This is a genomic window from Pseudomonas sp. TE3786 (assembly GCF_054057335.1).
In genome coordinates, this window is record NZ_JBSRZF010000004.1 from 116,452 (window position 1) to 137,342 (window position 20,891).

Genomic DNA, 20,891 nt, shown 5'->3' on the forward strand with positions numbered 1-20,891 from the left:
CCCTTGGGTTATCCAAGGAACTGGAGTGTTCATGAACGAATGGTTTGGCAATATCAGCGTAAATCGCAAACTTGGCCTGGGCTTCGGCCTGGTCTTGGTACTCACCGTGATCCTTGCCGTCACCGGCTGGAGCAGCCTGGGCAGCCTGATCAACCGCAGCATGTGGATGGGCGACATCGCCAAGCTGGATGCCGCGCTCACCAAGCTGCGCATCACCCGCCTGCAATACATGATCGCCAACGGCGACGAAGCCATCGCGGCGACGGTGCAAACCACCCTCGAAGGTTTTGCCAGCCAGCAGAAGAGTCTGCTGAATACCTTCAAGAGCCCGGAAAACCTCAAGCTGCTCAACGAGCAGACCGCGCAGATCGAGGCCTACCAGAAGTCCCTGAACGCCATGCGCGCCGGCTATATCGCTAACAACAGCGCCCGCACCGAAATGGGCAGCAATGCCGAAGACGGCCTCAAGCTGCTCGACGGCCTGCAACAAAGCGCGCTGCAGATGCCTGGCGATGACCCGACGCGTTTCGACGCCTTTGTGACCATTACCAAGGCCCGTGAGCAGCTGATCCTGGCGCGCTATGAAGTGCGCGGCTACACCGCCAACCCGACCACCGACACCGAACAGAAAGCCATCAAGCAGCTGGACGCTGCTGTCGCCGGGCTGGAAAGCCTGAAAGGCCCGTTCGGCGCCAGCCATGCGGCCGACCTGCAGAAGCTGGAAACCGATCTGGAAACCTACCGCGCCGCCTTGGGCCGCTTCAAAACAGCCACCGACAACATCGCCCAGGCCCGTAAGGAAATGACCGATCAGGGTGCGGCGATCGTCAAGCTCAGCGAAGAGCTGAACAAAATCCAGATCTCCCGCCGCGATGAAGAAAGCGCCGCTGCCCGCCAGATGCAACTGGGTGCCACCCTGCTGGCGCTGCTGTTCGGTGTACTGGCCGCCGTACTGATCACCCGCCAGATCACCCGCCCGCTCGCCGACACCCTGGCGGTGGTGCGGCGCATTGCCGACGGCGACCTGACGCAGAATCTGCAGGTCACCCGCCGCGATGAACTGGGCGTGCTGCAGCAAGGTATCCAGCGCATGGGCGCGACCTTGCGCGATCTGATTGGCGGCATCCGCGACGGGGTTACGCAAATTGCCAGCGCTGCCGAAGAGCTGTCCGCCGTAACCGAGCAGACCAGCGCCGGGGTCAACAGCCAGAAGATCGAAACCGATCAGGTGGCCACCGCCATGCACGAAATGTCGGCCACTGTGCAGGAGGTGGCGCGCAACGCCGAAAACGCCTCGCAAGCCGCCAGCCTCGCCGACCAAGAAGCCCGCGAAGGTGACCGCGTAGTGGCTGAAGCCATTGCCCAGATCGAACGCCTGGCCGATGAAGTCGCGCGCTCCACCGACGCCATGCTGGTGCTGCAACAGGAAAGCGACAAGATCGGCAGCGTGATGGACGTGATCAAAGCCGTGGCTGACCAGACCAACTTGCTGGCCCTCAACGCCGCCATCGAAGCTGCCCGTGCCGGGGAAGCCGGTCGTGGTTTTGCCGTGGTCGCCGACGAAGTGCGCAGCCTGGCCCAGCGCACGCAGAAATCCACCGAAGAAATTGCCGGCTTGGTGTCCGGTCTGCAAAGCGGCACCCAGCAAGTTACCAACGTGATGAACAACAGCCGTACCCTGACCGACAGCAGCGTGCTGCTGACCCGCAAAGCCGGCACCGCCCTGGAAAGCATCACGGCCACGGTGAGCAACATCCAGTCGATGAACCAACAGATCGCCGCCGCCGCCGAAGAGCAAAGCGCGGTGGCCGAAGAGATCAGCCGCAGCATCCTCAACGTGCGCGACGTGTCGGAACAGACCGCCGCCGCCAGCGACGAAACTGCCGCTTCCAGCGTTGAGTTGGCGCGGTTGGGCGGGCAGTTGCAGGAGTTGGTGAGCCACTTCCGGGTGTAATGCGCAGACCGCATAACGGCTATCGCGGCTGAAGCCCCTCCCACAGAAAACGCGGTCCTTGTGGGAGAGGCTTTCGCCTCGATTCCTGGAAAAGGTAAAACCGAAAAAACAAAAAACCGCCATGTCCTTTCGGGCATGGCGGTTTTTTATTGAGCGAAGCGGCGGTTATTTACGCGCGCCACGTACCCCTTCGGCCAATTCGGCGCACAGGCCCAGTACGCCTTTGACGGCCTCCTGCGAGCTGCCGGCGTTGGCGATATGGTCGATCAACGCCGAACCTACCACCACACCATCGGCCAGACGGGCGATGGTCGCCGCGTGTTCGGCGGTGCGGATGCCGAAGCCGATGCTGATCGGCAGATCGGTGTGGCGACGCAAGCGGGCCACGGCCTGTTCAACATGCTCCAGGGTGGCGGAACCCGCCCCGGTCACCCCGGCCACCGACACGTAGTACACGAAGCCCGAGCTGCCGTTGAGTACGGTAGGCAGGCGCTTGTCGTCGGTGGTCGGCGTGGTCAGGCGGATAAAATCCAGGCCGGCGGCTTGCGCCGGATCGGCCAGGTCGAGGTTATGTTCCGGTGGCAGGTCGACGACGATCAGACCATCCACACCGGCTTCTTTGGCGTCAGCGATAAACGCCGGTACGCCGTATTTGTGAATGGGGTTGAAGTAACCCATCAGCACCAGCGGGGTATCGCTGTTGCCGGCGCGGAATTCGCGAACCATCTGCAGGGTCTTTTTCAGGTTCTGCTTGGCGGCCAGGGCGCGAATATTCGCGAGCTGGATAGCCGGGCCGTCGGCCATCGGGTCGGTGAACGGCATGCCCAGTTCGATCACATCGGCGCCGGCATCCGGCAGGCCTTTGAGAATTTCCAGGGAGGTTTCGTAGCCCGGGTCGCCGGCGGTAATAAAGGTCACCAGGGCGGCACGGTTCTGTTGTTTCAGTTCGGCGAAACGGCTTTGCAGACGGCTCATATGTGTTCTTCCTGTTCGTCGAAGTGGTGCATGACGGTTTGCATATCCTTGTCGCCACGACCGGACAGGTTCACCACCATCAGGTGATCTTTGGGCAGCTTGGGTGCGCGCTTGAACACTTCAGCCAGGGCATGGGCGCTTTCCAGCGCCGGGATGATGCCTTCCAGACGGCAGCATTTATGGAATGCGGCGAGGGCTTCGTTATCGGTGATCGAGGTGTATTCGACGCGGCCGATATCGTGCAACCAGGCGTGTTCAGGGCCGATACCGGGGTAGTCGAGCCCGGCGGAAATCGAGTGGGCGTCGATGATCTGGCCATCGTCGTCTTGCAGCAGAAAGGTGCGGTTGCCGTGCAGCACGCCGGGTACGCCGCCGTTCAGGCTGGCTGCGTGTTTGCCGGTTTCGATGCCGTGACCAGCGGCTTCAACGCCGATGATCTGCACGTCTTTGTCATCGAGGAACGGGTGGAACAGGCCCATGGCGTTGGAGCCGCCACCGATGCACGCCACCAGGGAGTCCGGCAGGCGGCCTTCCTGGTCTTGCAGCTGGGTGCGGGTTTCCTTGCCGATCACGGCCTGGAAGTCACGAACCATCGCCGGGTAAGGGTGCGGGCCGGCCACGGTGCCGATCAGGTAAAAGGTGCTGTCGACGTTGGTGACCCAATCGCGCAGGGCTTCGTTCATCGCATCTTTCAGGGTGCCGGTGCCGGCGGTGACCGGAATCACTTCGGCACCCAGCAGCTTCATGCGGAACACGTTGGCCTGCTGGCGATCGATGTCGGTGGTGCCCATGTAGATCACGCAGTCCAGGCCGAAACGTGCAGCGACGGTGGCAGTGGCCACGCCATGCATGCCGGCGCCGGTCTCGGCGATGATGCGTTTTTTGCCCATGCGCCGCGCCAGCAGGATCTGCCCGATGCAGTTGTTGATCTTGTGCGCGCCGGTGTGGTTCAGCTCTTCACGCTTGAGGTAGATCTTCGCGCCGCCGCAGAACTCGGTCAGGCGCTCGGCGAAATACAGCGGGCTAGGGCGGCCAACGTAGTCACGCTGGAAGTAGGCCAGTTCCTTGAGGAAGGCAGGGTCTTCCTTGGCTTTTTCGTATTCGGCGGCCAGATCGTGGATCAGCGGCATCAGGGTTTCGGCAACGTACTGGCCGCCGAACGAACCGAACAGGCCGGTGGCGTCGGGGCCGGTGCGGTAGGAAGTCTGGGTCATGGTGGGCTCCTGCTGGAAGCTGGATTTCGATGGCGTTCACTGTAGGCGCGACTTTTCCGCGAATAAAGCGATAAGATCGCCGCCACCTGTTAGAAAAACTCACAGATCAAGCCTGCAGGTTTTTAGCCATGGCCCGCGACCTCCCCCCCCTTAACGCCTTGCGCGCCTTTGAAGCGGCGGCGCGCCTGCTTAGCATCAGCAAAGCGGCACAGGAGCTGAACGTCACCCACGGTGCGGTCAGCCGGCAGATACGCGTGCTTGAAGACGACCTGGGGCTGGCCTTGTTCGGCAAAGACGGGCGCGGCTTAAAACTCACAGATGCCGGTAGTCGATTGCGCGACGCCAGCGGCGAAGCCTTCGAGCGTTTGCGCAGCGCCTGCGCCGAACTGAAGCAGCAGACGGCAGATGCGCCGTTGGTTCTGGCCTGCCCGGGCAGCCTGTTGGCGCGCTGGTTTATTCCGCGTCTGGATCGGCTTAACCGCGCGTTGCCCGAACTGCGCCTGCAACTGTCTGCCAGCGATGGCGAGCTGGACCCGCGCCGGCCGGGCATCGACGCCACCCTATGGTTTGCCGAGCCGCCGTGGCCGGCGGATATGCAGGTGTTCGAACTGGCGGTGGAGCGCATCGGGCCGGTGCTAAGCCCGCGTTACGCAGGGTATGCCGCGCTTGAACAGGCACCCTCGCAGCGCCTGATCGGGCAGGCGTTGTTGCACACCACCTCGCGTCCCCAGGCCTGGCCGCAATGGGCGCAGAGCCAAGGCATCAATCGTGGCGAGTTGCAGCTGGGACAGGGCTTCGAGCATTTGTATTACTTGCTGGAAGCAGCGGTGGCCGGATTGGGTGTGGCGATTGCGCCACAACAATTGGTGGCCGATGAACTGGCAGCGGGCCGACTGGTAGCGCCTTGGGGCTTTGTAGAAACCACGGCGCGCCTGGCGCTGTGGGTGCCGGCGCGCACGCCGTCGGCACGGGCTGCCAAATTGGCGCAGTGGTTGGCTCAGGAGCTGTCCGTAGGAGCGGCTTCAGCCGCGATTCCTGGAAAAGCCAATCGCGACTGAAGCCGCTCCTACGGGGAAACCGGCGGAGCCACTCAATCAGTCGTTATTACGGAACAGCAAGTAACCCGCCAACGCCACCACACCCAGGGCCAGGCTGGCCGAAGCTACTGGGTGCTCACGAGTCAGATCACGGGTGACAACGCCCGCCTGGTAGGTCTTTTCCTTTACATCCGCGTAGGTGTCGCTGAGCAGATCGCGGGAGTGGCCCAGCACACGCTCGGCACTGGAGCGCAGGCTCTTCAGGGACTTCTGCGACTCTTCGCTGACTTCACTTTTCAGGCTGTCGAGGCTGGAGATCAAGTGTTCGATCTCGGTTTCGATGCTGTGCAGGGATTTGTTGCGCGACGCAAAAATAGCCATGGTCAGTCTCTCCGTTCGTTCATAGGGGCGTACGAGGTGTGACTGCGCTCAACTTGGAAAGTGCAGCTAATCTGAACTTATCCGGCGCCACGCGGGACTCACTCAGTAAGCGCACTAGCCCATAAGAGAGGACAACAGCATGTCGGATCATCGCACCTACAAACTGATTGAAATCGTTGGTTCTTCGCCCTCCAGCATCGAAGAAGCAATCCAGAGCGCCCTGGCCGAAGCGGCCAAAACCGTGCGCAATCTGGACTGGTTCGAAGTGCTGGAAACCCGCGGTCACATAGTTGACGGAAAAGTCGGCCATTATCAGGTCACCTTGAAAGTCGGTTTCCGCATCAGCGATAGCTGATCCGCTGTATTTCTGCATGGCGACTCACCGGTCGCCGGCACTCACCGGGGCTGGCCCGGTGTTGCTTTTGGCGGCCGACGGTCGTCAATTTTGCTGCTCGAGGTTTGGCGTGCTGTTCGAGCATTTGTCGTTACCAACGAGGGAGCGTTACCCATGAAGAAAGTGATCCTGGCCCTAGGCCTGTTAGCTATGGCCGGCTCGGCCTTCGCGGCGCCAAAACCCTGCGAAGAACTGAAGTCGGAAATCGATGCAAAAATCCAAGCCAAGGGCGCCAAGTCCTACAGCCTGGAAATCGTTGAGAAAGGCAGCGCTGGCGACAAGCAAGTGGTTGGCAGCTGCGATGCAGGTAGCAAAGAGATCGTCTACCAGCGCAATTGATCGCGCCTAGACACTGTCCAGCCGGCGCCCTTGTGGCGCCGGTTTTTTTGTAGATTGGGTTGAGCGCTGCGAAGCCCAACGTGGCAACCGCAGATTAAGATTACCAACCCCTCACACGTCGTCTTCGTTGGGCTTCGCCGTTGGCTCAACCGAACCCGCGTTTGCCCCCGGCAGCATTCGCGCAGTAGAGTAAGCCCCACTGAAACAGTCGGGTATTACTGTTTTTCTCTCTTCCGATTCTCTTGTCCCGGCTGGGGAAATCGCGCTCGGAGTGCTGTATGAAGTCCCTTTCCGATATCAAAATTTCCGTTCTCGACCTGGCACCGATTCGCGCCGATGGCGGCCCGCAACAAGCGCTGCGCAACTCCCTGGCGCTGGCCCAGCATGCAGAAAAACTCGGCTTCACCCGCTTCTGGGTGGCCGAGCACCACAATATGGATGGCATCGCCAGCTCGGCCACTTCGGTGTTGATCGGCTATCTGGCCGCCGGCACCAGCACCATTCGCCTTGGTGCCGGCGGCGTGATGCTGCCCAACCACGCGCCACTGGTGATCGCCGAGCAGTTCGGCACCCTGGCCACCCTCTATCCCGGCCGGATCGACCTGGGGCTGGGCCGCGCCCCCGGTGCCGATCAATACACCGCCCATGCCCTGCGCCGCGAGCGCTCCGGCAGTGCCGACGATTTCCCCGAAGACCTCAGCGAACTGCAGGCCTACCTCGGCCCACTGACGCCCAATCAACGGGTTATCGCCATGCCAGGCTCGGGCACCCAAGTGCCGATCTGGTTGCTCGGTTCCAGTCTGTTCAGCGCCCAGCTGGCCGGTATCCGTGGCCTGCCCTATGCCTTTGCCTCGCACTTTGCTCCGCGGCTGATGCATGAGGCGATTCGCGTGTACCGCAATCACTTCAAGCCCTCGGCGGTGTTGGACAAGCCCTATGTGATGCTGGGCGTGCCCTTGCTCGCCGCCGACACCGACGAGCAGGCGCAGTACCTGGCCACCAGCGCCTATCAGCGCATCCTGGCCTTGCTGCGCGGCCAGAGCCTGGTGCAGAAGCCGCCGGTGCAGAGCATGGAAGGCCTGTGGCTGCCCCATGAGCGCCAGGCCGTGGGCGAGTTCTTTGGCTTGGCGATGGTGGGCGGGCCGGAGAAGATCCGCAGCCATATCAACCAGCTGCTGGAACAGACCGACGCCGACGAGCTGATCTTCACCAGCGATATGTACGACTTTGTCGACCGTCTGCATTCCTACGAAGTGCTGGCCAACCTGCGTTAAGCGCGGAAAAAATCCGAACCACTGCCGCGCCAGTGCCTCTGAACCCTATACCCCAAGGCAAGGAGAACCCAGATGAAAAAGACAGCATCGGCCCACTGGCAAGGCGGCATCAAAGACGGCAAAGGCACCATCTCCACCCAGAGCGGGGTGTTGAACAAAAGCCCTTATGGCTTCAACACCCGCTTTGAAGACAAGCCGGGCACCAACCCGGAAGAACTGATCGGTGCAGCCCACGCGGGGTGTTTTTCCATGGCCCTGTCCAAAGAGCTGGGCGATGCCGGGATGACCGCCGAAAGTATCGATACCCAGGCCGAAGTCACCCTCGATAAAGCCGACGGTGGTTTTGCCATCACCGCTGTGCACCTCAAGCTCAATGCGAAAATTCCCGGTGCCGACCGTGAAGCCTTTGAGAAAGCAGTGGAAAGCGCCAAAACCGGCTGCCCGGTTTCCAAGGTGTTGAATGCGCAGATCACCCTGGAAGCAACGTTAGAGAACTAAACGACCAACACACTGAGTAAAAACCATCGCGGCTAAAGCCCCTCCCACAGGAAATCGAGACTCCCTGTGGGAGGGGCTTTAGCCGCGAGCTTTTGATTCTGCCGTTCCGGCTTTAAGCCGCTCATAGCGATCCAACAGCGGCTGTGTGGTCAAGCCATGCACGGCAATGCTCAAGGCCACCACCGACAGCGTCAGGCCAATCGCCTCTTGCGCCGCCGGCCCTTCCAGCCCGTGGTTAAGCACATAGGCCAGGTAGTACAGGCTGCCGATACCGCGAATGCCAAACCAGCCCATCAGCCAGCGCTGGCCGTTATCCAAGGCTTGCCCGCGCACCAGGGCGACCACGCTCAAGGGGCGGATCACGCAGAACAACGCCAGGCCCAGGGGCAGCGCACGCCAATCCCAGTGAAAAGCCAGCAACGCCCCCAGCAAGGTGACCAACAGCACCTCCAGCACCCGCTCGACGATATCGCCAAAGGACAGAATCTCGCCCATCAGCAGGCCGGCGACCACCTTGGGTTCGTTGGTGTCGCTGACCTGTTCCTTGATCTGCTCCAGGTTGCCGCCCTCCTTGGGGATGGCCGATGCCACTTCCTCGGCAGGCACGCTGGAGTGGTCCGAGGACAGCACTTCGGCATGGCGCAGGCCGATCCCCGCCGCGAAGGCCGCGAGAAAACCCAGCGCACCCACCGTTTCCGCCAGCCAGTACGACAGGGCAATCAGGGCCATGGCGAGAAAGTCATTGGGCGAGATGGCCGCATCCTTGTGCCGGGTGCGCAGGTAGATAGCGGCGCGGCCAACGCTACGACCGAGCAGAAAGCCGATCAGCAGCCCCGCCGGTATGGCCCACAGCAAGCGCTGCAGCGCCCAACCGCCAAGCCAGTCAGCGCTGCTGCCGTCATGCTGAATCCACAGCAAGGCAAACAGCACAAAGGGGAAGGCCACCCCATCATTGAAGCCCGCCTCGCCAGACAGGCCGTAGCGCACGCGGTCGAGATCGCCGGCGTGGTTGACCTGCACCAGGCTGGCCAGCACCGGGTCGGTGGGTGCCAGAATCGCGCCGATCAGCATCGCCAGGCCCACGCTCAGCCCCAGGCCGTAATGCCCCAGCAACGCCACGCCGGCAATACAGGCGAGCATCACCGGCCCGGCCAACAGATAGGCACTGCGCCAGGCTGGATCGGCAAAGCTCAGGCGCAGTTTCATCCCGCCACTGAACAGAGAAAACAACACGGCGATTTCGGTGAGGTGTTCAAGCCAGCCGGCCACCTCGGCAAACTTCATATGCCAGAGCCCCAGGCCCAACGGGCCGATGGCCAGGCCGAATGCCAGGTACAGGGTCGAGGTGGTAACGGGTAACCAGCGCAGGTAGGCCGAGGCCAGGGTGAGAATCAGCAAAATGCTGCCAAGCACCGCCATCCAGTGCAGAAAGCTCATAAGCCGACGTGCCCCAGGGTGCTTGGCGAGTCGGAATGACGGCGCGCTACCTAGGTTCGAGGCAGGGTGAGGGGTTAGGTTCAGCAAGATCAACGGCATCGCGGCCAACGCCGCTCCTACAAACCGCTCACCGTCGCAGGAGCGGCTTCAGCCGCGATCCCTGGAAACGAAGATCGTGGCTCACAGCGGCCCGCACTTATCCACCGTCACTTGCTTGAGCGGCTTGCGCGGCAGCGCATACAGCCAGGCCTGGGTGCTCATGGCCACCGGCCGGGCTTCCAGACGATAACGCTGGCCGGCAACAAAGTCGTACTTCACCTTGAGATGACAGGTGATGGTGCGGGGGTTGCCCATGGTGCCGCCGCCACCGCCGTTATCCACATCGAACTGAAAACGCGCCCGCAGTTCGTGAGCGCCCGGGGTGACCTGGAAAAAGCGCCCATCGCTGACTTTTTTGCCATCCAGTTTTTGCGCCATCAAGGTGTTGCCCGGCGTGCTGTACAGCTCGATCCAGGCCTGCTGCGGATCAGCCTGCGGCAAGGCGGCCGCGCAGGCGCTAAGGGGCAGGGCGCAACACAGAAAAGGCATCAGGCGCATGGCGATCTCGTGGCTAACGGTGAGGGGCAATCATGCTGTCATTCATAGTTGCCCGCAACGGCCTCTACACCTCGCCGCAGCGGCTTTCCCTGGCTCGTGCCAGCAACTGGTGCTGCTGGTCATACAGCTTGGCCCAGGGGCGAAAGCCAATGCTGCCGGCCACCAGCTTGTAGCGCTGGCCGGCAGCAAATTGAGGGTAGTCGAGCTTGAGCACGCAGGTGCGTTCCAGGCCCTGGCTGGCGGGACCGATATTGCTCGGCGCTACGGCGAACTGCAGGCGCATATGCAGTTCGTGCTGACCGGGGCTGACCTGGAAATAGCGATCATCTTCCAGCTCGTTGGCATCCACCTTGGCGGCCTGCAGGGTGTTGCTTTCGCTGGTGCGCAGATCGACCCAGGCCTGGCTGGGGTCGGGTGTGGGCAGCATGGCGCAACCGCCGAGGCTGAGCAGGCTGGTGGCGAGCAGAAGAGGGCGCATGGTCGGGCTCCGTGGTCGGTCTGGTTTTTATTGCTTTCGCGGCAAGCTGGCTGGAGCGCGCTGCCGGGATGGGGTAGGTTCTGCGGCGTGCTGCCATGTTTCCTTCCAGCCCCTGCCCGGATCGCCCGATGCCGCCCTGCTTATCCTGGTTACTCGACCTGCCGCGTTGGCGCTGGGTTCCGCTGCCCCTGGTTTTGCTGCTGAACGGTTGCGGCTATTACGGCCAATTGCTTAGCGGTCAGGTCGACCTGTTGGCCCGCCGTGAACCCATCAGCGAACTGCTGGCGCAGCCCGATCTCGACCCACAACTGCGCAAACGCCTGGTGCTCGCCGAAGATGCCCGCGCCTTCGCCAGCCGTGAACTGGCTTTGCCGGATAACCAGAGCTACCGCCTGTACGCCGACCTGGGGCGGCCCTATGTGGTGTGGAATCTGTTCGCTACCGCGGAGTTTTCCCTGGAGCCACAAACCCATTGTTTCCCGATTGCCGGCTGCGTGGCCTATCGCGGTTTCTATGAGCAGAACCGCGCCCGCGGTGCGGCGGCCTTGCTCAAACAGGAGGGGCTGGATACCTATGTGGCCGGCATCGAGGCCTATTCCACCCTGGGCTGGTTTGCCGACCCGCTGCTCAACACCATGCTGCGCTGGGACGACCAGCGCTGGGTGGCGGTGATCTTCCATGAGCTGGCCCATCAGCAGTTCTACTTGCCGGGGGACACCGCCTTCAATGAGTCCTATGCCAGCTTTGTCGAGACCGAAGGGCTGCGCCAATGGCGCCGGGCCCGTGATCTGCACGCCCCGGAAAACGGCATGCGCGAGCGCCAACGGGAGCAATTCAGCGCCTTGGTGCTGGCCAGCCGCGAGCGCCTGCAAGCCTTGTATGCCAGCGGTAAAACCGCGCAGCAGATGCGCGCCGGCAAAGCCGCCGAGTTCGACCGTCTGCGGGCTGAATACCAGGTGCTGCGCACCCGCCAATGGGCCGGCGATGGCCGTTACGACGCCTGGATATACAGCCCGCTGAACAACGCCAAGCTGTTGCCCTTTGGCCTGTATGACCAATGGCAGCCGGCGTTTGCCGCGCTGTTCAGGGAGCAGCAGGGCGACTGGCCGCGCTTTTATGCCGCGGTGAAAACCCTCGGCCAGCTGCCGGAAAGCGCGCGGCAAACCCGGCTGGCGCAGCTGCAACGGGAACAAACCGAAGCGGCCAACTGAGCAAGCGCCGCTTAGCGCTGAAAGGCCGCGTGCAGTTCGGCCAGGGTACGGAAATGGTAAGTCGGCTTGGCCGCCTGGATTTCCTCCTCGCTGCCAAAGCCATAACCCACTGCCACCGACTCCAGGCCATTGCTGTGGGCACCGATCAGATCGTGCTTGCGGTCGCCGATCATCAGGGTCTGGCTAGGGTCCAGTTGCTCCTGCTGCAGCAAGTGGGCAATCAGCTCGACCTTGTTGGTGCGGGTGCCATCCAGCTCGCTGCCGTAGATCACCTTGAAGTGCTTGGCGAAGTCGAAATGGCGGGCGATTTCGTGGGCGAATACGTGAGGTTTGGAGGTGGCGATATACAGGGTGCGGCCCTGGGCATTGAGCTCGCTCAGCAGTTCATTGACGCCGTCGAACACCAAGTTCTCGTAGAGCCCGGTGACCTTGAAGCGCTCGCGATAGAAGTTCACCGCCTGCCAGGCCTTGGCCTCGTCGAAGGCGTAGAACTGCATAAAGGCTTGCAGCAGCGGCGGGCCGATAAAGTGCTCGAGCTTGGTCAGATCCGGCTCATCGATACCGAGCTGGGCGAGGGCGAACTGAATGGAACGGGTGATGCCTTCACGCGGGTCGGTGAGGGTGCCATCAAGGTCGAAGAGGATGGTTTGCTGGTGCATAGAGAGGCGCGGCCCGAGGTTCAGGGGGCGACATGATAACCCACGTGATGCCGGCGATCTCCGTAGGAGCGGGCTGCGCCGCGAGTGGCCGGGCCTGGCAACTCAGCTCGCGTATTCAAAAGCATCGCGGCTAAAGCCGCTCCTACGGGGAAGGGGTTATGCATTCAGCTGCGGCTGCAAGGTCACCGCCAACCAATCCATAAACACCTTCACCCGTTGCGGCAGATTGCGCCGGTGGGCGTAGAGCAGGGTGACGCTCATCGGCGCCGCCACCCATTCCGGCAACACTTCCACCAATTCGCCGCGGGCCAGGCTCTCGCGTTTGCCCGCCACCGGTGCCTGGATAATGCCAAAGCCGGCCAGGCAGGCGGCGTTGTAGCAGTCGGTGTTGTTTACCGTCACCGTGCCGGCCATGGGCAGGCCGTGGCGCTTGCCGTCCTGCTGGTATTCAAAGCCCGCCGAGCGCGAGCCGAAGTTGGACACGTAATGCACCAGCCGGTGGTTGGCCAGATCGGCCAATGTGCGCGGCGTGCCATAGCGTTCGAGGTAGGCCGGGCTGGCGTAGTTGGCCTGACGCAGAGCCCCAAGCGGGCGCGCCACCAGGGTGGCATCGGGCAGTTCGCCCACCCGCAGCACACAGTCGAAACCCTCGCGCACCAGGTCGACACGGCGGTCGGTGGCGCTGAGTTCCAGTTCGATATACGGATGCAGGTCGCTGAATTCCGCCAGATGGGGCAGCACATATTCACGCGCGGTCACGGTCGGCAGGTCGATGCGCAGCCGTCCGCGCAACACGCTCTGGTCCTGGCGAAACAGGCTTTCCAGTTCGTCCACCTGATCGAGCATGTCCTTGCAGCGTTCGTACAGCACCAGGCCGTCCTGGGTCGCCTGCACCTTGCGCGTGGTGCGCTGCAGCAGGCGTGCGCCAAGCAACTCTTCCAGCAAGCGCACATGTTCGGAGACCGTGGATTTGGGCAAGCCAAGGCTTTCGCTGGCCTGGGTAAAGCTGGCCAGTTCAGTGACACGGGCAAAGGTTTTGTACAGGTCGAGCTTGTTCATGGTGCCGCCTATTGTTCGGCTGAACCGCATGGTTTGTGCAGATTCTTCGTCTTTATCGACTTATAGCCAAACCCTACAGTGGCCTGGACCTCACCGCCAGCCACTTCCGGAGATACCCACCATGACCCGTAAAATCGCACTGATCACCGGCGCCAGCCGCGGCCTTGGCAAAAACGCCGCTCTACACCTGGCTGCCCAGGGCGTCGACATTATCGGCACCTACCACAGCCGCCAGGACGAAGCGCAGGCGCTGCTGCGCCAGATCGAAGAGGCCGGCGGCCGCGCCGTAATGCTGCAACTGGATGTCGGCGACAGCGCCAGCTTCGCCGCCTTTGCCGACAGGGTGCGCAGCGCCCTGGCCAGCCACTTCGAACGCGACACCTTCGATTTTCTGCTTAACAACGCCGGCATCGGCATTCACGCCAGCTTTACCGAAACCAGCGAAGCGCAGTTCGACCAGCTGGTTAATATCCAGCTCAAGGGCCCGTTCTTTCTGACCCAGCGCCTGCTGCCGCTGCTCGCCGATGGCGGGCGCATCCTCAATGTGTCGTCCGGGCTGGCGCGTTTTGCGCTGCCGGGTTACGCGGCCTATGCGGTGATGAAGGGCGGCATCGAAGTGCTGACCCGTTATCAGGCCAAAGAGCTGGGCGCGCGTGGCATCAGCGTCAACACCATCGCCCCGGGTGCCATCGAGACCGATTTTGGCGGCGGCGCAGTGCGTGACAATGCAGCCCTGAATGCCATGGTTGCCAGCAATACCGCCCTGGGCCGCGTGGGCCTGCCAGACGATATCGGCGCCGCGATTGCCCTGCTGTTCAGCGAGGGCAGCCGCTGGATCAATGCGCAGCGGATTGAGGCGTCGGGTGGGATGTTTTTGTAACGCTTTTGCTCTGGGTAGGAGCGGCTTCAGCCGCGATGCTCTTGATCTCAAAGCATCGCGGTTGAAGCCGCTCCTAATCACTCGACCCTACTGGTCATACCCTTCGGCCAAGTGCTGGTCCTTCAACCGCACATAATTCGCCGCGCTGTAGGTAAAAAACGCCCGCTCCTTATCGGTCAGCGGGCGGGCTTGTTTGGCCGGGCTGCCGACATACAGAAAGCCGCTCTCCAACACGCGCCCCGGCGGCACCAGGCTGCCGGCACCGAGGATCACATCGTCCTCGATCACTGCGCCATCCATCACTGTCGAGCCCATGCCGATCAGAATCCGGTTGCCCAGGGTGCAGCCGTGCAGCATCACCTTGTGGCCGATGGTCACGTCATCGCCAATCAGCAGCGCAAAGCCATCGGGGTTGAACGGCCCGGCATGGGTGATATGCAGCACGCTGCCATCCTGCACGCTGGTCCGCGCGCCGATGCGGATGCGGTGCATATCGCCGCGGATCACCGTCAGCGGCCAGACCGAGCTGTCCTCGCCCAGTTGTACGTCGCCAATCACCACCGCCGAAGCGTCGACAAAAACCTTTGCGCCCAGCTGCGGCGTCACGCCCTGGTAAGTTCGAATTGCCACGATAGAAACCTCTGAGGCTGCGTTGAGGGTTGATTGTAATTAAGATGGCGCCATATCTGCTGGATAGAACCCTTAACGGGCCAGCCTGAATTCATTGCCTCAAAGGTGACCGTCGTGAGCGAGACCAACCCTCTACTGCAAGCCTTCGACCTCCCACCCTATTCCTCCATCCGCCCCGAGCATGTCGAACCCGCCGTCGACACCTTGCTGCGTGAAGGCCGCGAAGCGCTGGCCAAGTTGCTCGCCGAACAGCCACAAACCCCGAGTTGGGACGGTCTGGTGCTGGCCCTCGATGAACAAGGCGAGCGCCTGGGCCGTGCCTGGAGCCCGGTCAGTCACCTGAACGCAGTATGCAATAACGCCGAACTGCGCCAGGCCTACGAGGCCTGCTTGCCCAAGCTGTCGGAATACTGGACCGAGCTGGGCCAGAACCGCGCCCTGTTCCAGGCTTATGAAGCCCTGGCCAACAGCCCGGCCGCCACCAACTTCGATGTGGCGCAAAGCACCATCCTGCAAAACGCCCTGCGCGATTTCCGCTTGTCCGGTATCGACCTGCCGGCGGCCGAGCAGCAGCGCTACGGTGCCATCCAGATGAAACTGTCCGAGCTGGGCAGCCGTTTCTCCAACCAATTGCTCGACGCCACCCAGGCATGGACCAAGCACATCCTCGATGAAGACGCCCTGGATGGCCTGCCGGATTCGGCCAAGGCGCAAATGGCCCAGGCCGCTGCCGGCAAAGAACTGGACGGCTGGCTGATCAGCCTGGAATTCCCCAGCTACTACGCGGTGATGACCTACGCCAACGATCGTGCCCTGCGCGAAGAGCTATACGCCGCCTACTGCACCCGCGCCTCCGACCAGGGCCCGAATGCCGGCAACAACGACAATGGTCCGGTGATGGCCGAGATCCTCGACCTGCGTCAGGAGCTGGCCAAGCTGCTGGGTTTTGCCAACTACTCCGAGCTGAGCCTGGCCACCAAAATGGCCGAGAACAACGAGCAGGTGCTGACCTTCCTGCGCGACCTGGCGCAGCGCAGCAAGCCGTTTGCCGCCCAGGACCTGAGCGAGCTGAAAGCCTATGCCGCCGAACAAGGCTGTGCCGATCTGCAAAGCTGGGACGTGGGCTACTACAGCGAGAAACTGCGCGAGCAGCGCTACAGCATTTCCCAGGAAACCCTGCGCGCCTACTTCCCCATCGACAAGGTGCTGACCGGTCTGTTCGCCATTGTGCAGAAGCTGTATGGCATCGAAATCGCCGAGCTGAAAGGCTTCGATACCTGGCACCCGGATGTGCGCCTGTTCGAAATCAAGGAAAACGGCCAGCACGTCGGCCGCTTCTTCTTCGACCTCTATGCCCGCGCCAACAAGCGCGGCGGTGCCTGGATGGATGGCGCGCGCGACAAGCGCCGTACCGCCGCCGGCAAGGTGGTCAGCCCGGTGGCCAACCTGGTGTGCAACTTCACCCCGGCGGTGGGTGATCAGCCGGCGCTGCTGACCCACGATGAAGTCACCACCTTGTTCCACGAATTCGGCCACGGCCTGCATCACTTGCTGACCCGCGTCGAACACGCCGGTGCCTCGGGCATCAATGGCGTGGCCTGGGACGCAGTGGAGCTGCCAAGCCAATTTATGGAGAACTGGTGCTGGGAGCCGGAAGGCCTGGCGCTGATTTCCGGTCACTATAAAACCGGCGAAGCGCTGCCCCAGGACCTGCTGGAAAAAATGCTCGCGGCAAAGAACTTCCAGTCCGGGCTGATGATGGCCCGCCAGGTGGAGTTCTCCCTGTTCGACTTCGAACTGCACGCCACCCATGGTGACGGGCGTTCGGTGCTGGACGTACTGGAAGGCATCCGCGCCGAGGTGTCGGTGATGCGTCCGCCGGCCTATAACCGCTTCCCCAACAGCTTTGCGCATATCTTTGCCGGCGGTTATGCAGCCGGTTACTACAGCTACAAGTGGGCCGAAGTACTGTCTGCCGACGCCTTCTCCAAATTCGAAGAAGACGGCGTACTGAATGCCGAAACCGGCCGCGCCTTCCGCGAGGCGATTCTCGCCCGCGGCGGTTCGCAGGCACCGATGGTGCTGTTCGTCGACTTCCGTGGCCGCGAGCCGAGCATCGATGCCTTGCTGCGTCACCTCGGCCTTAGCGCGGAGGCAGCGTAATGGCGATCGGCAAAAAACGTTTTATCGCCGGTGCCGTGTGCCCGGCGTGCAGCGAGAGCGACAAGATCCAGATGTGGGACGTGGACGGCACGCCGCACCGCGAATGTGTGGCCTGCGGCTACGCTGATACTTTGAACGAACAGGGCCAGTCGGTACCCAGGGAACTGGGCACGCGGGTCAATAAGATCGCGGTGAAGCAGGCTGATCCCAAGGTGCAGGGCGTGCAGTTTTTCCCTAATCCAAAGCTGAAGAAACCCACCGAGTAAAAAGGACAAGCCCGCCATGTGGCATGTGGTCTGTGGTGACAACGCGGTACCCGGGGTCACCCAGGTGGCGGGCACGGAGCTGTCGCTACAGGTGCTGCGTGATGACCTGGCCGTCGGCCCGCTGGCGGATATCGACCGCCCACCCTGCACCCAGCGGGTGGCGTTCTGGCAAGCGCTGTGGCCCGCGGCGGTGCAGCCGGTGCCGGACTTCAGCGGCGGCCTAAGTGATGACCTGGCCTGGCTGAACGGGCTGGCCACGCATGCCGAGCCGGTCACGCTCTGGCATGGCGACAGTGCCGCCGAACAACTGATGCTTTGCCGGGTGGCCGCCGCCCTGCGCCACAGCCATCTACCCTTTTTTGAAGTGCCCTGCGGCACCGGCGATAGCCGCGTGGCCTGGCGCAAGGCGGTGGCCATGCATGCGCCGGATGAATTGCTGAAGCTCTATGAGCCGCGCCTGGTAAGCCCGGCGCGGCGTCAGCAGCTGGCGGCGCAGTGGCAGCAGGCCGTGGCTGAAACCGCGGTAGTGCGGCGCTGGTTCAATGGCGAGTTTCACGGCGAAGACTACCGGGCCATCGACAACGCCCTACTGAATGCCTGCGGTGCCCAATGGCAACCGCTGGCGCGGGCGATGGCGGAGGTGATGGGACACTGCGACGGGTTTTTTGCTACGGACTTTTTTCTGTTCTGGCGCGCGCGGGAATTGGCCAGGGCGGGGCGGTTGCAGCTGTCGGATGATGCCGAGGTTCACCCCTATACCGAGTTGAGTATCCGCAAACCTTCCTGAACCCACCGCCGTCCCAGCGCAGGCCGGGACCCATAAATTCGGCTGGGACGCGCATTTGCGCAAGACGCAGCATTCTGGATCCCAGCCTTCGCTGGGATGACGCGGACAGGGCCAAAACCGCCGCCGCCCCCAGCGGCTTCTGGAATAAAGCTGATGGACGCAAATACCTCCGTCGTCCCAGCGCAGGCTGGGACCCAGAATTTCGGCTGGGACGCGCATTTGCGCAGGACGCAGCATTCTGGATCCCAGCCTTCGCTGGGATGACGCGGACAGGGCCAAAAACCGCCGCCCCCAGCGGCTTCTGGAATAAAGCTGATGGAGGCAAAAACCTCCGTCGTCCCAGCGCAGGCTGGGACCCAGAATTTCGGCTGGGACGCGCATTTGCGCAAGACGCAGCATTCTGGATCCCAGCCTTCGCTGGGATGACGCGGATAGGGCCAAAACCGCCGCCGCCCCCAGCGGCTTCTGGAATAAAGCTGATGGAGGCAAAAACCTCCGTCGTCCCAGCGCAGGCCGGGACCCAGAATTTCGGCTGGGACGCACAGTTGCGCAAGACGCAGCACTCTGGATCCAGCCTTCGCTGGGATGACGCGGATAGGGCCAAAAACCGCCGCCCCCAGCGGCTTCTGGAATAAAGCTGATGGAGGCAAAAACCTCCGTCGTCCCAGCGCAGGCTGGGACGACGCGGATAGGATCAAAAACCCCCGCCGCCCCAGCGGCTTCCGGGATGACGGTGTGTGGATCTACCCGCGGCGAAAAAACTCCCCCGGCGTGCATTCGAACTGCTGGCGAAACGCGGCAATAAACGCGGACGTCGAGTCATACCCACAGCCCAGCGCCACATCCGTTACCCGCGCACCCTGTTCCAGTGGCGATAGCGCACCGAGCAAACGCAAGCGCTGCCGCCAGGCGCGAAAGGTCAGGCCGGTGTCGCGCAAAAACAGGCGGCTCAAGGTTTTCTCCGAAGCACCCAATTGCCCGCTCCATTCGCTCAGGCTGCGGCCATCGTCGGGATGCGCCTGCAGATGCCGACACAGCTGCTGCAGGCGCGGATCGGTGGGCAGCGGCAGCGACAGCCGTACTTCTTCGGCGCTGCGCAATTGGTCCAGTAGCACCTGCACCAGCCGGCCATCGGCACCGTCTTGCTCATACTCCACCGGTAAGGCGGAAAAGCGGCTGATCAATTCGCGGGTCAGCGGGCTGACGCTCAGCACCCGGCAATGCGCCGGTGCCCAGGCGGTGACGGCGCAATCCAGATACAGGCCGCGCAGTTCGGTATGCGGCGAGCTGATCACTTCATGTTCCAGGCCGGCGGGAATCCAGATCGCCCGCTGGGGCGGTGCGACAAAACTGCCGGCGTCGGTGTGCACATGCAGCACGCCCTGAATCGCATAGGAAAGTTGCACCCAGGGATGGCTATGCCGCGGCGTACTGACCTGCAGCGGCAGGGATTCGGCGCGGGCGAACACCGGCCGCGGCAAGCCAGCCATATCGGGAACCCGGCGCTGGCCGAGAGGTTGGGAAGGAATCTGTCCGTTTGCCGGCATATTCTGACTTTCTGGCGTTAGTCGGTAATTGCCTGCCACGGTAAAGTCCCCGCCTATTCTTTGGCAACCCGCTCGGTACCACGCCTATGGCCCGCTCCCGCCTGCTTCCGGACAACTTCACCCTGACCCTGATCGCCGTCGTCGCCACCGCCAGCCTGCTGCCATGCAGCGGCCAGACCGCAGTGGCCTTTGGCTGGATCACCAACATCGCCATCGCCCTGCTGTTTTTTCTGCACGGTGCCAAGCTGTCCCGCGAGGCGATCATTGCCGGCGCCGGGCATTGGCGTCTGCATCTGCTGGTATTCAGCTGCACATTTATCCTTTTCCCGCTGCTCGGTCTGGCGCTGAAGCCGGTGCTGTCGCCGGTGGTGGGCAAAGAGCTGTATATGGGCATCCTCTACCTCTGCGCGCTGCCCGCTACCGTGCAGTCGGCGATTGCCTTCACCTCGCTGGCGCGCGGCAATATCCCGGCGGCCATTTGCAGTGCGGCGGCTTCCAGCCTGTTCGGGATTTTTCTTACGCCGCTGCTGGTGGCCCTGCTGCTGAATGTGCACGGCGATGGCGGCTCCACCGTCGACGCCATTGTGAAGATCAGCGTGCAATTGCTGCTGCCGTTTATTGCCGGGCAGATCGCTCGCCGCTGGATCGGCAGCTGGGTGGCGGCCAATAAGAACTGGCTGCGCTATGTCGATCAGGGCTCGATTCTGCTGGTGGTTTACACCGCTTTCAGCGAAGCGGTAATCGAAGGTCTCTGGCACCAGGTGCCATTGCCCAAGCTGCTGGGCCTGGTGCTGGCCTGCTGTGTATTGCTGGCGCTGGCCCTGACCATCGTGCACCTGCTGGGCAAATGGCTGGGCTTCAATATGGAAGACCGCATCACCATTCTGTTCTGCGGCTCGAAAAAGAGCCTGGCCACCGGCGTGCCGATGGCCCAAGTGCTGTTTGCCGGCGGTTCCATCGGCCTGCTGATTCTGCCGCTGATGTTGTTCCATCAGATTCAGCTGATGGTCTGCGCGGTGCTCGCCCAGCGCTTTTCCGAGCGCAGCGAGACAGATGAAACGCAGATTGCCGAGAGCCGCTGAGCGGAAAATTCTTAACAGCGGCTGGCGTG

General features: G+C 62.5%; 22 protein-coding genes and 1 pseudogene. 13 read left to right on the plus strand and 10 right to left on the minus strand.

The features are described 5' to 3' along the window. Window positions 1-166: 166 nt before the first annotated feature. A pseudogene (locus ACVW0Y_RS06690) lies at window positions 167-1,099 on the plus strand (methyl-accepting chemotaxis protein); the annotation flags it as partial. Further along, window positions 1,091-1,954, plus strand: coding sequence for a methyl-accepting chemotaxis protein (locus tag ACVW0Y_RS06695; protein WP_457437171.1), 864 nt, complete (start codon window positions 1,091-1,093; stop codon window positions 1,952-1,954). The pseudogene ACVW0Y_RS06690 and the gene ACVW0Y_RS06695, both read left to right, overlap by 9 nt. A 165-nt stretch (window positions 1,955-2,119) precedes the next feature. Here the strand turns inward: ACVW0Y_RS06695 and trpA are convergent, their stop codons facing one another. Then, the gene (gene trpA / locus ACVW0Y_RS06700; protein WP_457436916.1) at window positions 2,120-2,929 is read right to left on the minus strand and encodes a tryptophan synthase subunit alpha; all 810 of its coding nucleotides are present in this window, start codon (window positions 2,927-2,929) and stop codon (window positions 2,120-2,122) included. Beyond that, window positions 2,926-4,143: a tryptophan synthase subunit beta gene (gene trpB, locus ACVW0Y_RS06705; protein WP_457436918.1), complete on the minus strand. Its 1,218-nt coding sequence runs from the start codon at window positions 4,141-4,143 to the stop codon at window positions 2,926-2,928. The genes trpA and trpB overlap by 4 nt, the downstream gene beginning before the upstream one ends. A 128-nt stretch (window positions 4,144-4,271) precedes the next feature. On the opposite strand from trpB, the gene ACVW0Y_RS06710 reads away from it, so the two are divergent. Continuing rightward, a complete protein-coding gene (locus tag ACVW0Y_RS06710) occupies window positions 4,272-5,201 on the plus strand; it encodes a LysR family transcriptional regulator (RefSeq protein WP_457436920.1) in 930 nt (309 codons plus the stop codon). Window positions 5,202-5,237: 36 nt separating this feature from the next. Here the strand turns inward: ACVW0Y_RS06710 and ACVW0Y_RS06715 are convergent, their stop codons facing one another. Beyond that, window positions 5,238-5,561 carry a DUF883 family protein gene (locus tag ACVW0Y_RS06715; protein WP_457436921.1) on the minus strand — a complete coding sequence of 108 codons (324 nt, stop codon included), beginning with the start codon at window positions 5,559-5,561 and terminating at the stop codon, window positions 5,238-5,240. A 139-nt stretch (window positions 5,562-5,700) separates the two neighbouring features. Between ACVW0Y_RS06715 and ACVW0Y_RS06720 the strand changes: the two genes are divergently transcribed. The 4 genes from ACVW0Y_RS06720 (at window position 5,701) to ACVW0Y_RS06735 (ending at window position 8,066) form a co-directional block, all read left to right on the plus strand. Further along, window positions 5,701-5,916 (plus strand): dodecin, encoded by a 216-nt coding sequence (locus ACVW0Y_RS06720; protein WP_457436923.1) that lies wholly within the window; start codon window positions 5,701-5,703, stop codon window positions 5,914-5,916. 153 nt (window positions 5,917-6,069) lie between these two features. Next, a complete protein-coding gene (locus ACVW0Y_RS06725; protein ID WP_457436925.1) occupies window positions 6,070-6,294 on the plus strand; it encodes a DUF1161 domain-containing protein in 225 nt (74 codons plus the stop codon). Window positions 6,295-6,572: 278 nt separating this feature from the next. Further along, window positions 6,573-7,568, plus strand: a complete 996-nt coding sequence (locus ACVW0Y_RS06730; RefSeq protein ID WP_457436927.1) for an LLM class flavin-dependent oxidoreductase — start codon at window positions 6,573-6,575, stop codon at window positions 7,566-7,568. 72 nt (window positions 7,569-7,640) lie between these two features. After that, entirely contained in the window at window positions 7,641-8,066 is a 426-nt protein-coding gene (locus tag ACVW0Y_RS06735) for an OsmC family protein (RefSeq protein WP_457436928.1), read from the plus strand. A 78-nt stretch (window positions 8,067-8,144) separates the two neighbouring features. Here ACVW0Y_RS06735 and ACVW0Y_RS06740 read toward each other — a convergent pair whose 3' ends face one another. The 3 genes from ACVW0Y_RS06740 to ACVW0Y_RS06750 form a co-directional block, all read right to left on the minus strand. Continuing rightward, window positions 8,145-9,503: a cation:proton antiporter gene (locus ACVW0Y_RS06740; RefSeq protein ID WP_457436929.1), complete on the minus strand. Its 1,359-nt coding sequence runs from the start codon at window positions 9,501-9,503 to the stop codon at window positions 8,145-8,147. Between the two features lie 180 nt (window positions 9,504-9,683). After that, entirely contained in the window at window positions 9,684-10,130 is a 447-nt protein-coding gene (locus ACVW0Y_RS06745; RefSeq protein WP_457436931.1) for a PA0061/PA0062 family lipoprotein, read from the minus strand. Window positions 10,131-10,164: 34 nt separating this feature from the next. Beyond that, entirely contained in the window at window positions 10,165-10,578 is a 414-nt protein-coding gene (locus tag ACVW0Y_RS06750) for a PA0061/PA0062 family lipoprotein (RefSeq protein ID WP_457436932.1), read from the minus strand. A 128-nt stretch (window positions 10,579-10,706) separates the two neighbouring features. Between ACVW0Y_RS06750 and ACVW0Y_RS06755 the strand changes: the two genes are divergently transcribed. Beyond that, window positions 10,707-11,789 (plus strand): aminopeptidase, encoded by a 1,083-nt coding sequence (locus ACVW0Y_RS06755; protein ID WP_457436933.1) that lies wholly within the window; start codon window positions 10,707-10,709, stop codon window positions 11,787-11,789. An 11-nt stretch (window positions 11,790-11,800) separates the two neighbouring features. Here ACVW0Y_RS06755 and ACVW0Y_RS06760 read toward each other — a convergent pair whose 3' ends face one another. Together ACVW0Y_RS06760 and ACVW0Y_RS06765 are read right to left on the minus strand one after the other, a co-directional pair. After that, complete coding sequence (locus ACVW0Y_RS06760; RefSeq protein WP_457436935.1) at window positions 11,801-12,448, minus strand: HAD family hydrolase; 648 nt, start codon at window positions 12,446-12,448, stop codon at window positions 11,801-11,803. 156 nt (window positions 12,449-12,604) lie between these two features. Beyond that, window positions 12,605-13,507 (minus strand): LysR family transcriptional regulator, encoded by a 903-nt coding sequence (locus ACVW0Y_RS06765; RefSeq protein WP_457436936.1) that lies wholly within the window; start codon window positions 13,505-13,507, stop codon window positions 12,605-12,607. A gap of 121 nt (window positions 13,508-13,628) precedes the next feature. On the opposite strand from ACVW0Y_RS06765, the gene ACVW0Y_RS06770 reads away from it, so the two are divergent. Then, the gene (locus ACVW0Y_RS06770) at window positions 13,629-14,387 is read left to right on the plus strand and encodes an SDR family NAD(P)-dependent oxidoreductase (protein ID WP_457436938.1); all 759 of its coding nucleotides are present in this window, start codon (window positions 13,629-13,631) and stop codon (window positions 14,385-14,387) included. A gap of 87 nt (window positions 14,388-14,474) precedes the next feature. On the opposite strand, the gene ACVW0Y_RS06775 is transcribed toward ACVW0Y_RS06770, so the two are convergent. Next, window positions 14,475-15,017 carry a gamma carbonic anhydrase family protein gene (locus ACVW0Y_RS06775; protein ID WP_457436940.1) on the minus strand — a complete coding sequence of 181 codons (543 nt, stop codon included), beginning with the start codon at window positions 15,015-15,017 and terminating at the stop codon, window positions 14,475-14,477. A 114-nt stretch (window positions 15,018-15,131) separates the two neighbouring features. Here ACVW0Y_RS06775 and prlC point away from each other — a divergent pair, with 114 nt between their 5' ends. Genes prlC through ACVW0Y_RS06790 form a run of 3 tightly spaced genes read left to right on the plus strand, consistent with a single transcriptional unit; the run spans window position 15,132 to window position 18,233 of the window. Further along, entirely contained in the window at window positions 15,132-17,180 is a 2,049-nt protein-coding gene (gene prlC, locus ACVW0Y_RS06780; RefSeq protein WP_457436941.1) for an oligopeptidase A, read from the plus strand. Then, the gene (locus ACVW0Y_RS06785; protein WP_457436943.1) at window positions 17,180-17,446 is read left to right on the plus strand and encodes a YheV family putative zinc ribbon protein; all 267 of its coding nucleotides are present in this window, start codon (window positions 17,180-17,182) and stop codon (window positions 17,444-17,446) included. The genes prlC and ACVW0Y_RS06785 overlap by 1 nt, the downstream gene beginning before the upstream one ends. Window positions 17,447-17,462: 16 nt before the next feature. After that, window positions 17,463-18,233: a DUF3658 domain-containing protein gene (locus ACVW0Y_RS06790; protein ID WP_457436945.1), complete on the plus strand. Its 771-nt coding sequence runs from the start codon at window positions 17,463-17,465 to the stop codon at window positions 18,231-18,233. A gap of 743 nt (window positions 18,234-18,976) precedes the next feature. On the opposite strand, the gene ACVW0Y_RS06795 is transcribed toward ACVW0Y_RS06790, so the two are convergent. Then, a complete protein-coding gene (locus ACVW0Y_RS06795; RefSeq protein WP_457436946.1) occupies window positions 18,977-19,780 on the minus strand; it encodes an AraC family transcriptional regulator in 804 nt (267 codons plus the stop codon). A gap of 86 nt (window positions 19,781-19,866) precedes the next feature. Here ACVW0Y_RS06795 and ACVW0Y_RS06800 point away from each other — a divergent pair, with 86 nt between their 5' ends. Beyond that, window positions 19,867-20,862, plus strand: a complete 996-nt coding sequence (locus ACVW0Y_RS06800; RefSeq protein WP_457436948.1) for a bile acid:sodium symporter family protein — start codon at window positions 19,867-19,869, stop codon at window positions 20,860-20,862. Window positions 20,863-20,891 lie beyond the last annotated feature (29 nt).

Excerpts from the sequence above, each read along its gene's own strand:
- ACVW0Y_RS06695 (WP_457437171.1), top strand. The coding sequence starts at position 1,091 with ATGGGCGCGACCTTGCGCGATCTGATTGGCGGCATCCGCGACGGGGTT.
- trpA (WP_457436916.1), bottom strand. The coding sequence starts at position 2,929 with ATGAGCCGTCTGCAAAGCCGTTTCGCCGAACTGAAACAACAGAACCGT.
- trpB (WP_457436918.1), bottom strand. The coding sequence starts at position 4,143 with ATGACCCAGACTTCCTACCGCACCGGCCCCGACGCCACCGGCCTGTTC.
- ACVW0Y_RS06710 (WP_457436920.1), top strand. The coding sequence starts at position 4,272 with ATGGCCCGCGACCTCCCCCCCCTTAACGCCTTGCGCGCCTTTGAAGCG.
- ACVW0Y_RS06715 (WP_457436921.1), bottom strand. The coding sequence starts at position 5,561 with ATGGCTATTTTTGCGTCGCGCAACAAATCCCTGCACAGCATCGAAACC.
- ACVW0Y_RS06720 (WP_457436923.1), top strand. The coding sequence starts at position 5,701 with ATGTCGGATCATCGCACCTACAAACTGATTGAAATCGTTGGTTCTTCG.
- ACVW0Y_RS06725 (WP_457436925.1), top strand. The coding sequence starts at position 6,070 with ATGAAGAAAGTGATCCTGGCCCTAGGCCTGTTAGCTATGGCCGGCTCG.
- ACVW0Y_RS06730 (WP_457436927.1), top strand. The coding sequence starts at position 6,573 with ATGAAGTCCCTTTCCGATATCAAAATTTCCGTTCTCGACCTGGCACCG.
- ACVW0Y_RS06735 (WP_457436928.1), top strand. The coding sequence starts at position 7,641 with ATGAAAAAGACAGCATCGGCCCACTGGCAAGGCGGCATCAAAGACGGC.
- ACVW0Y_RS06740 (WP_457436929.1), bottom strand. The coding sequence starts at position 9,503 with ATGAGCTTTCTGCACTGGATGGCGGTGCTTGGCAGCATTTTGCTGATT.
- ACVW0Y_RS06750 (WP_457436932.1), bottom strand. The coding sequence starts at position 10,578 with ATGCGCCCTCTTCTGCTCGCCACCAGCCTGCTCAGCCTCGGCGGTTGC.
- ACVW0Y_RS06755 (WP_457436933.1), top strand. The coding sequence starts at position 10,707 with ATGCCGCCCTGCTTATCCTGGTTACTCGACCTGCCGCGTTGGCGCTGG.
- ACVW0Y_RS06760 (WP_457436935.1), bottom strand. The coding sequence starts at position 12,448 with ATGCACCAGCAAACCATCCTCTTCGACCTTGATGGCACCCTCACCGAC.
- ACVW0Y_RS06765 (WP_457436936.1), bottom strand. The coding sequence starts at position 13,507 with ATGAACAAGCTCGACCTGTACAAAACCTTTGCCCGTGTCACTGAACTG.
- ACVW0Y_RS06770 (WP_457436938.1), top strand. The coding sequence starts at position 13,629 with ATGACCCGTAAAATCGCACTGATCACCGGCGCCAGCCGCGGCCTTGGC.
- ACVW0Y_RS06785 (WP_457436943.1), top strand. The coding sequence starts at position 17,180 with ATGGCGATCGGCAAAAAACGTTTTATCGCCGGTGCCGTGTGCCCGGCG.
- ACVW0Y_RS06790 (WP_457436945.1), top strand. The coding sequence starts at position 17,463 with ATGTGGCATGTGGTCTGTGGTGACAACGCGGTACCCGGGGTCACCCAG.
- ACVW0Y_RS06795 (WP_457436946.1), bottom strand. The coding sequence starts at position 19,780 with ATGCCGGCAAACGGACAGATTCCTTCCCAACCTCTCGGCCAGCGCCGG.
- ACVW0Y_RS06800 (WP_457436948.1), top strand. The coding sequence starts at position 19,867 with ATGGCCCGCTCCCGCCTGCTTCCGGACAACTTCACCCTGACCCTGATC.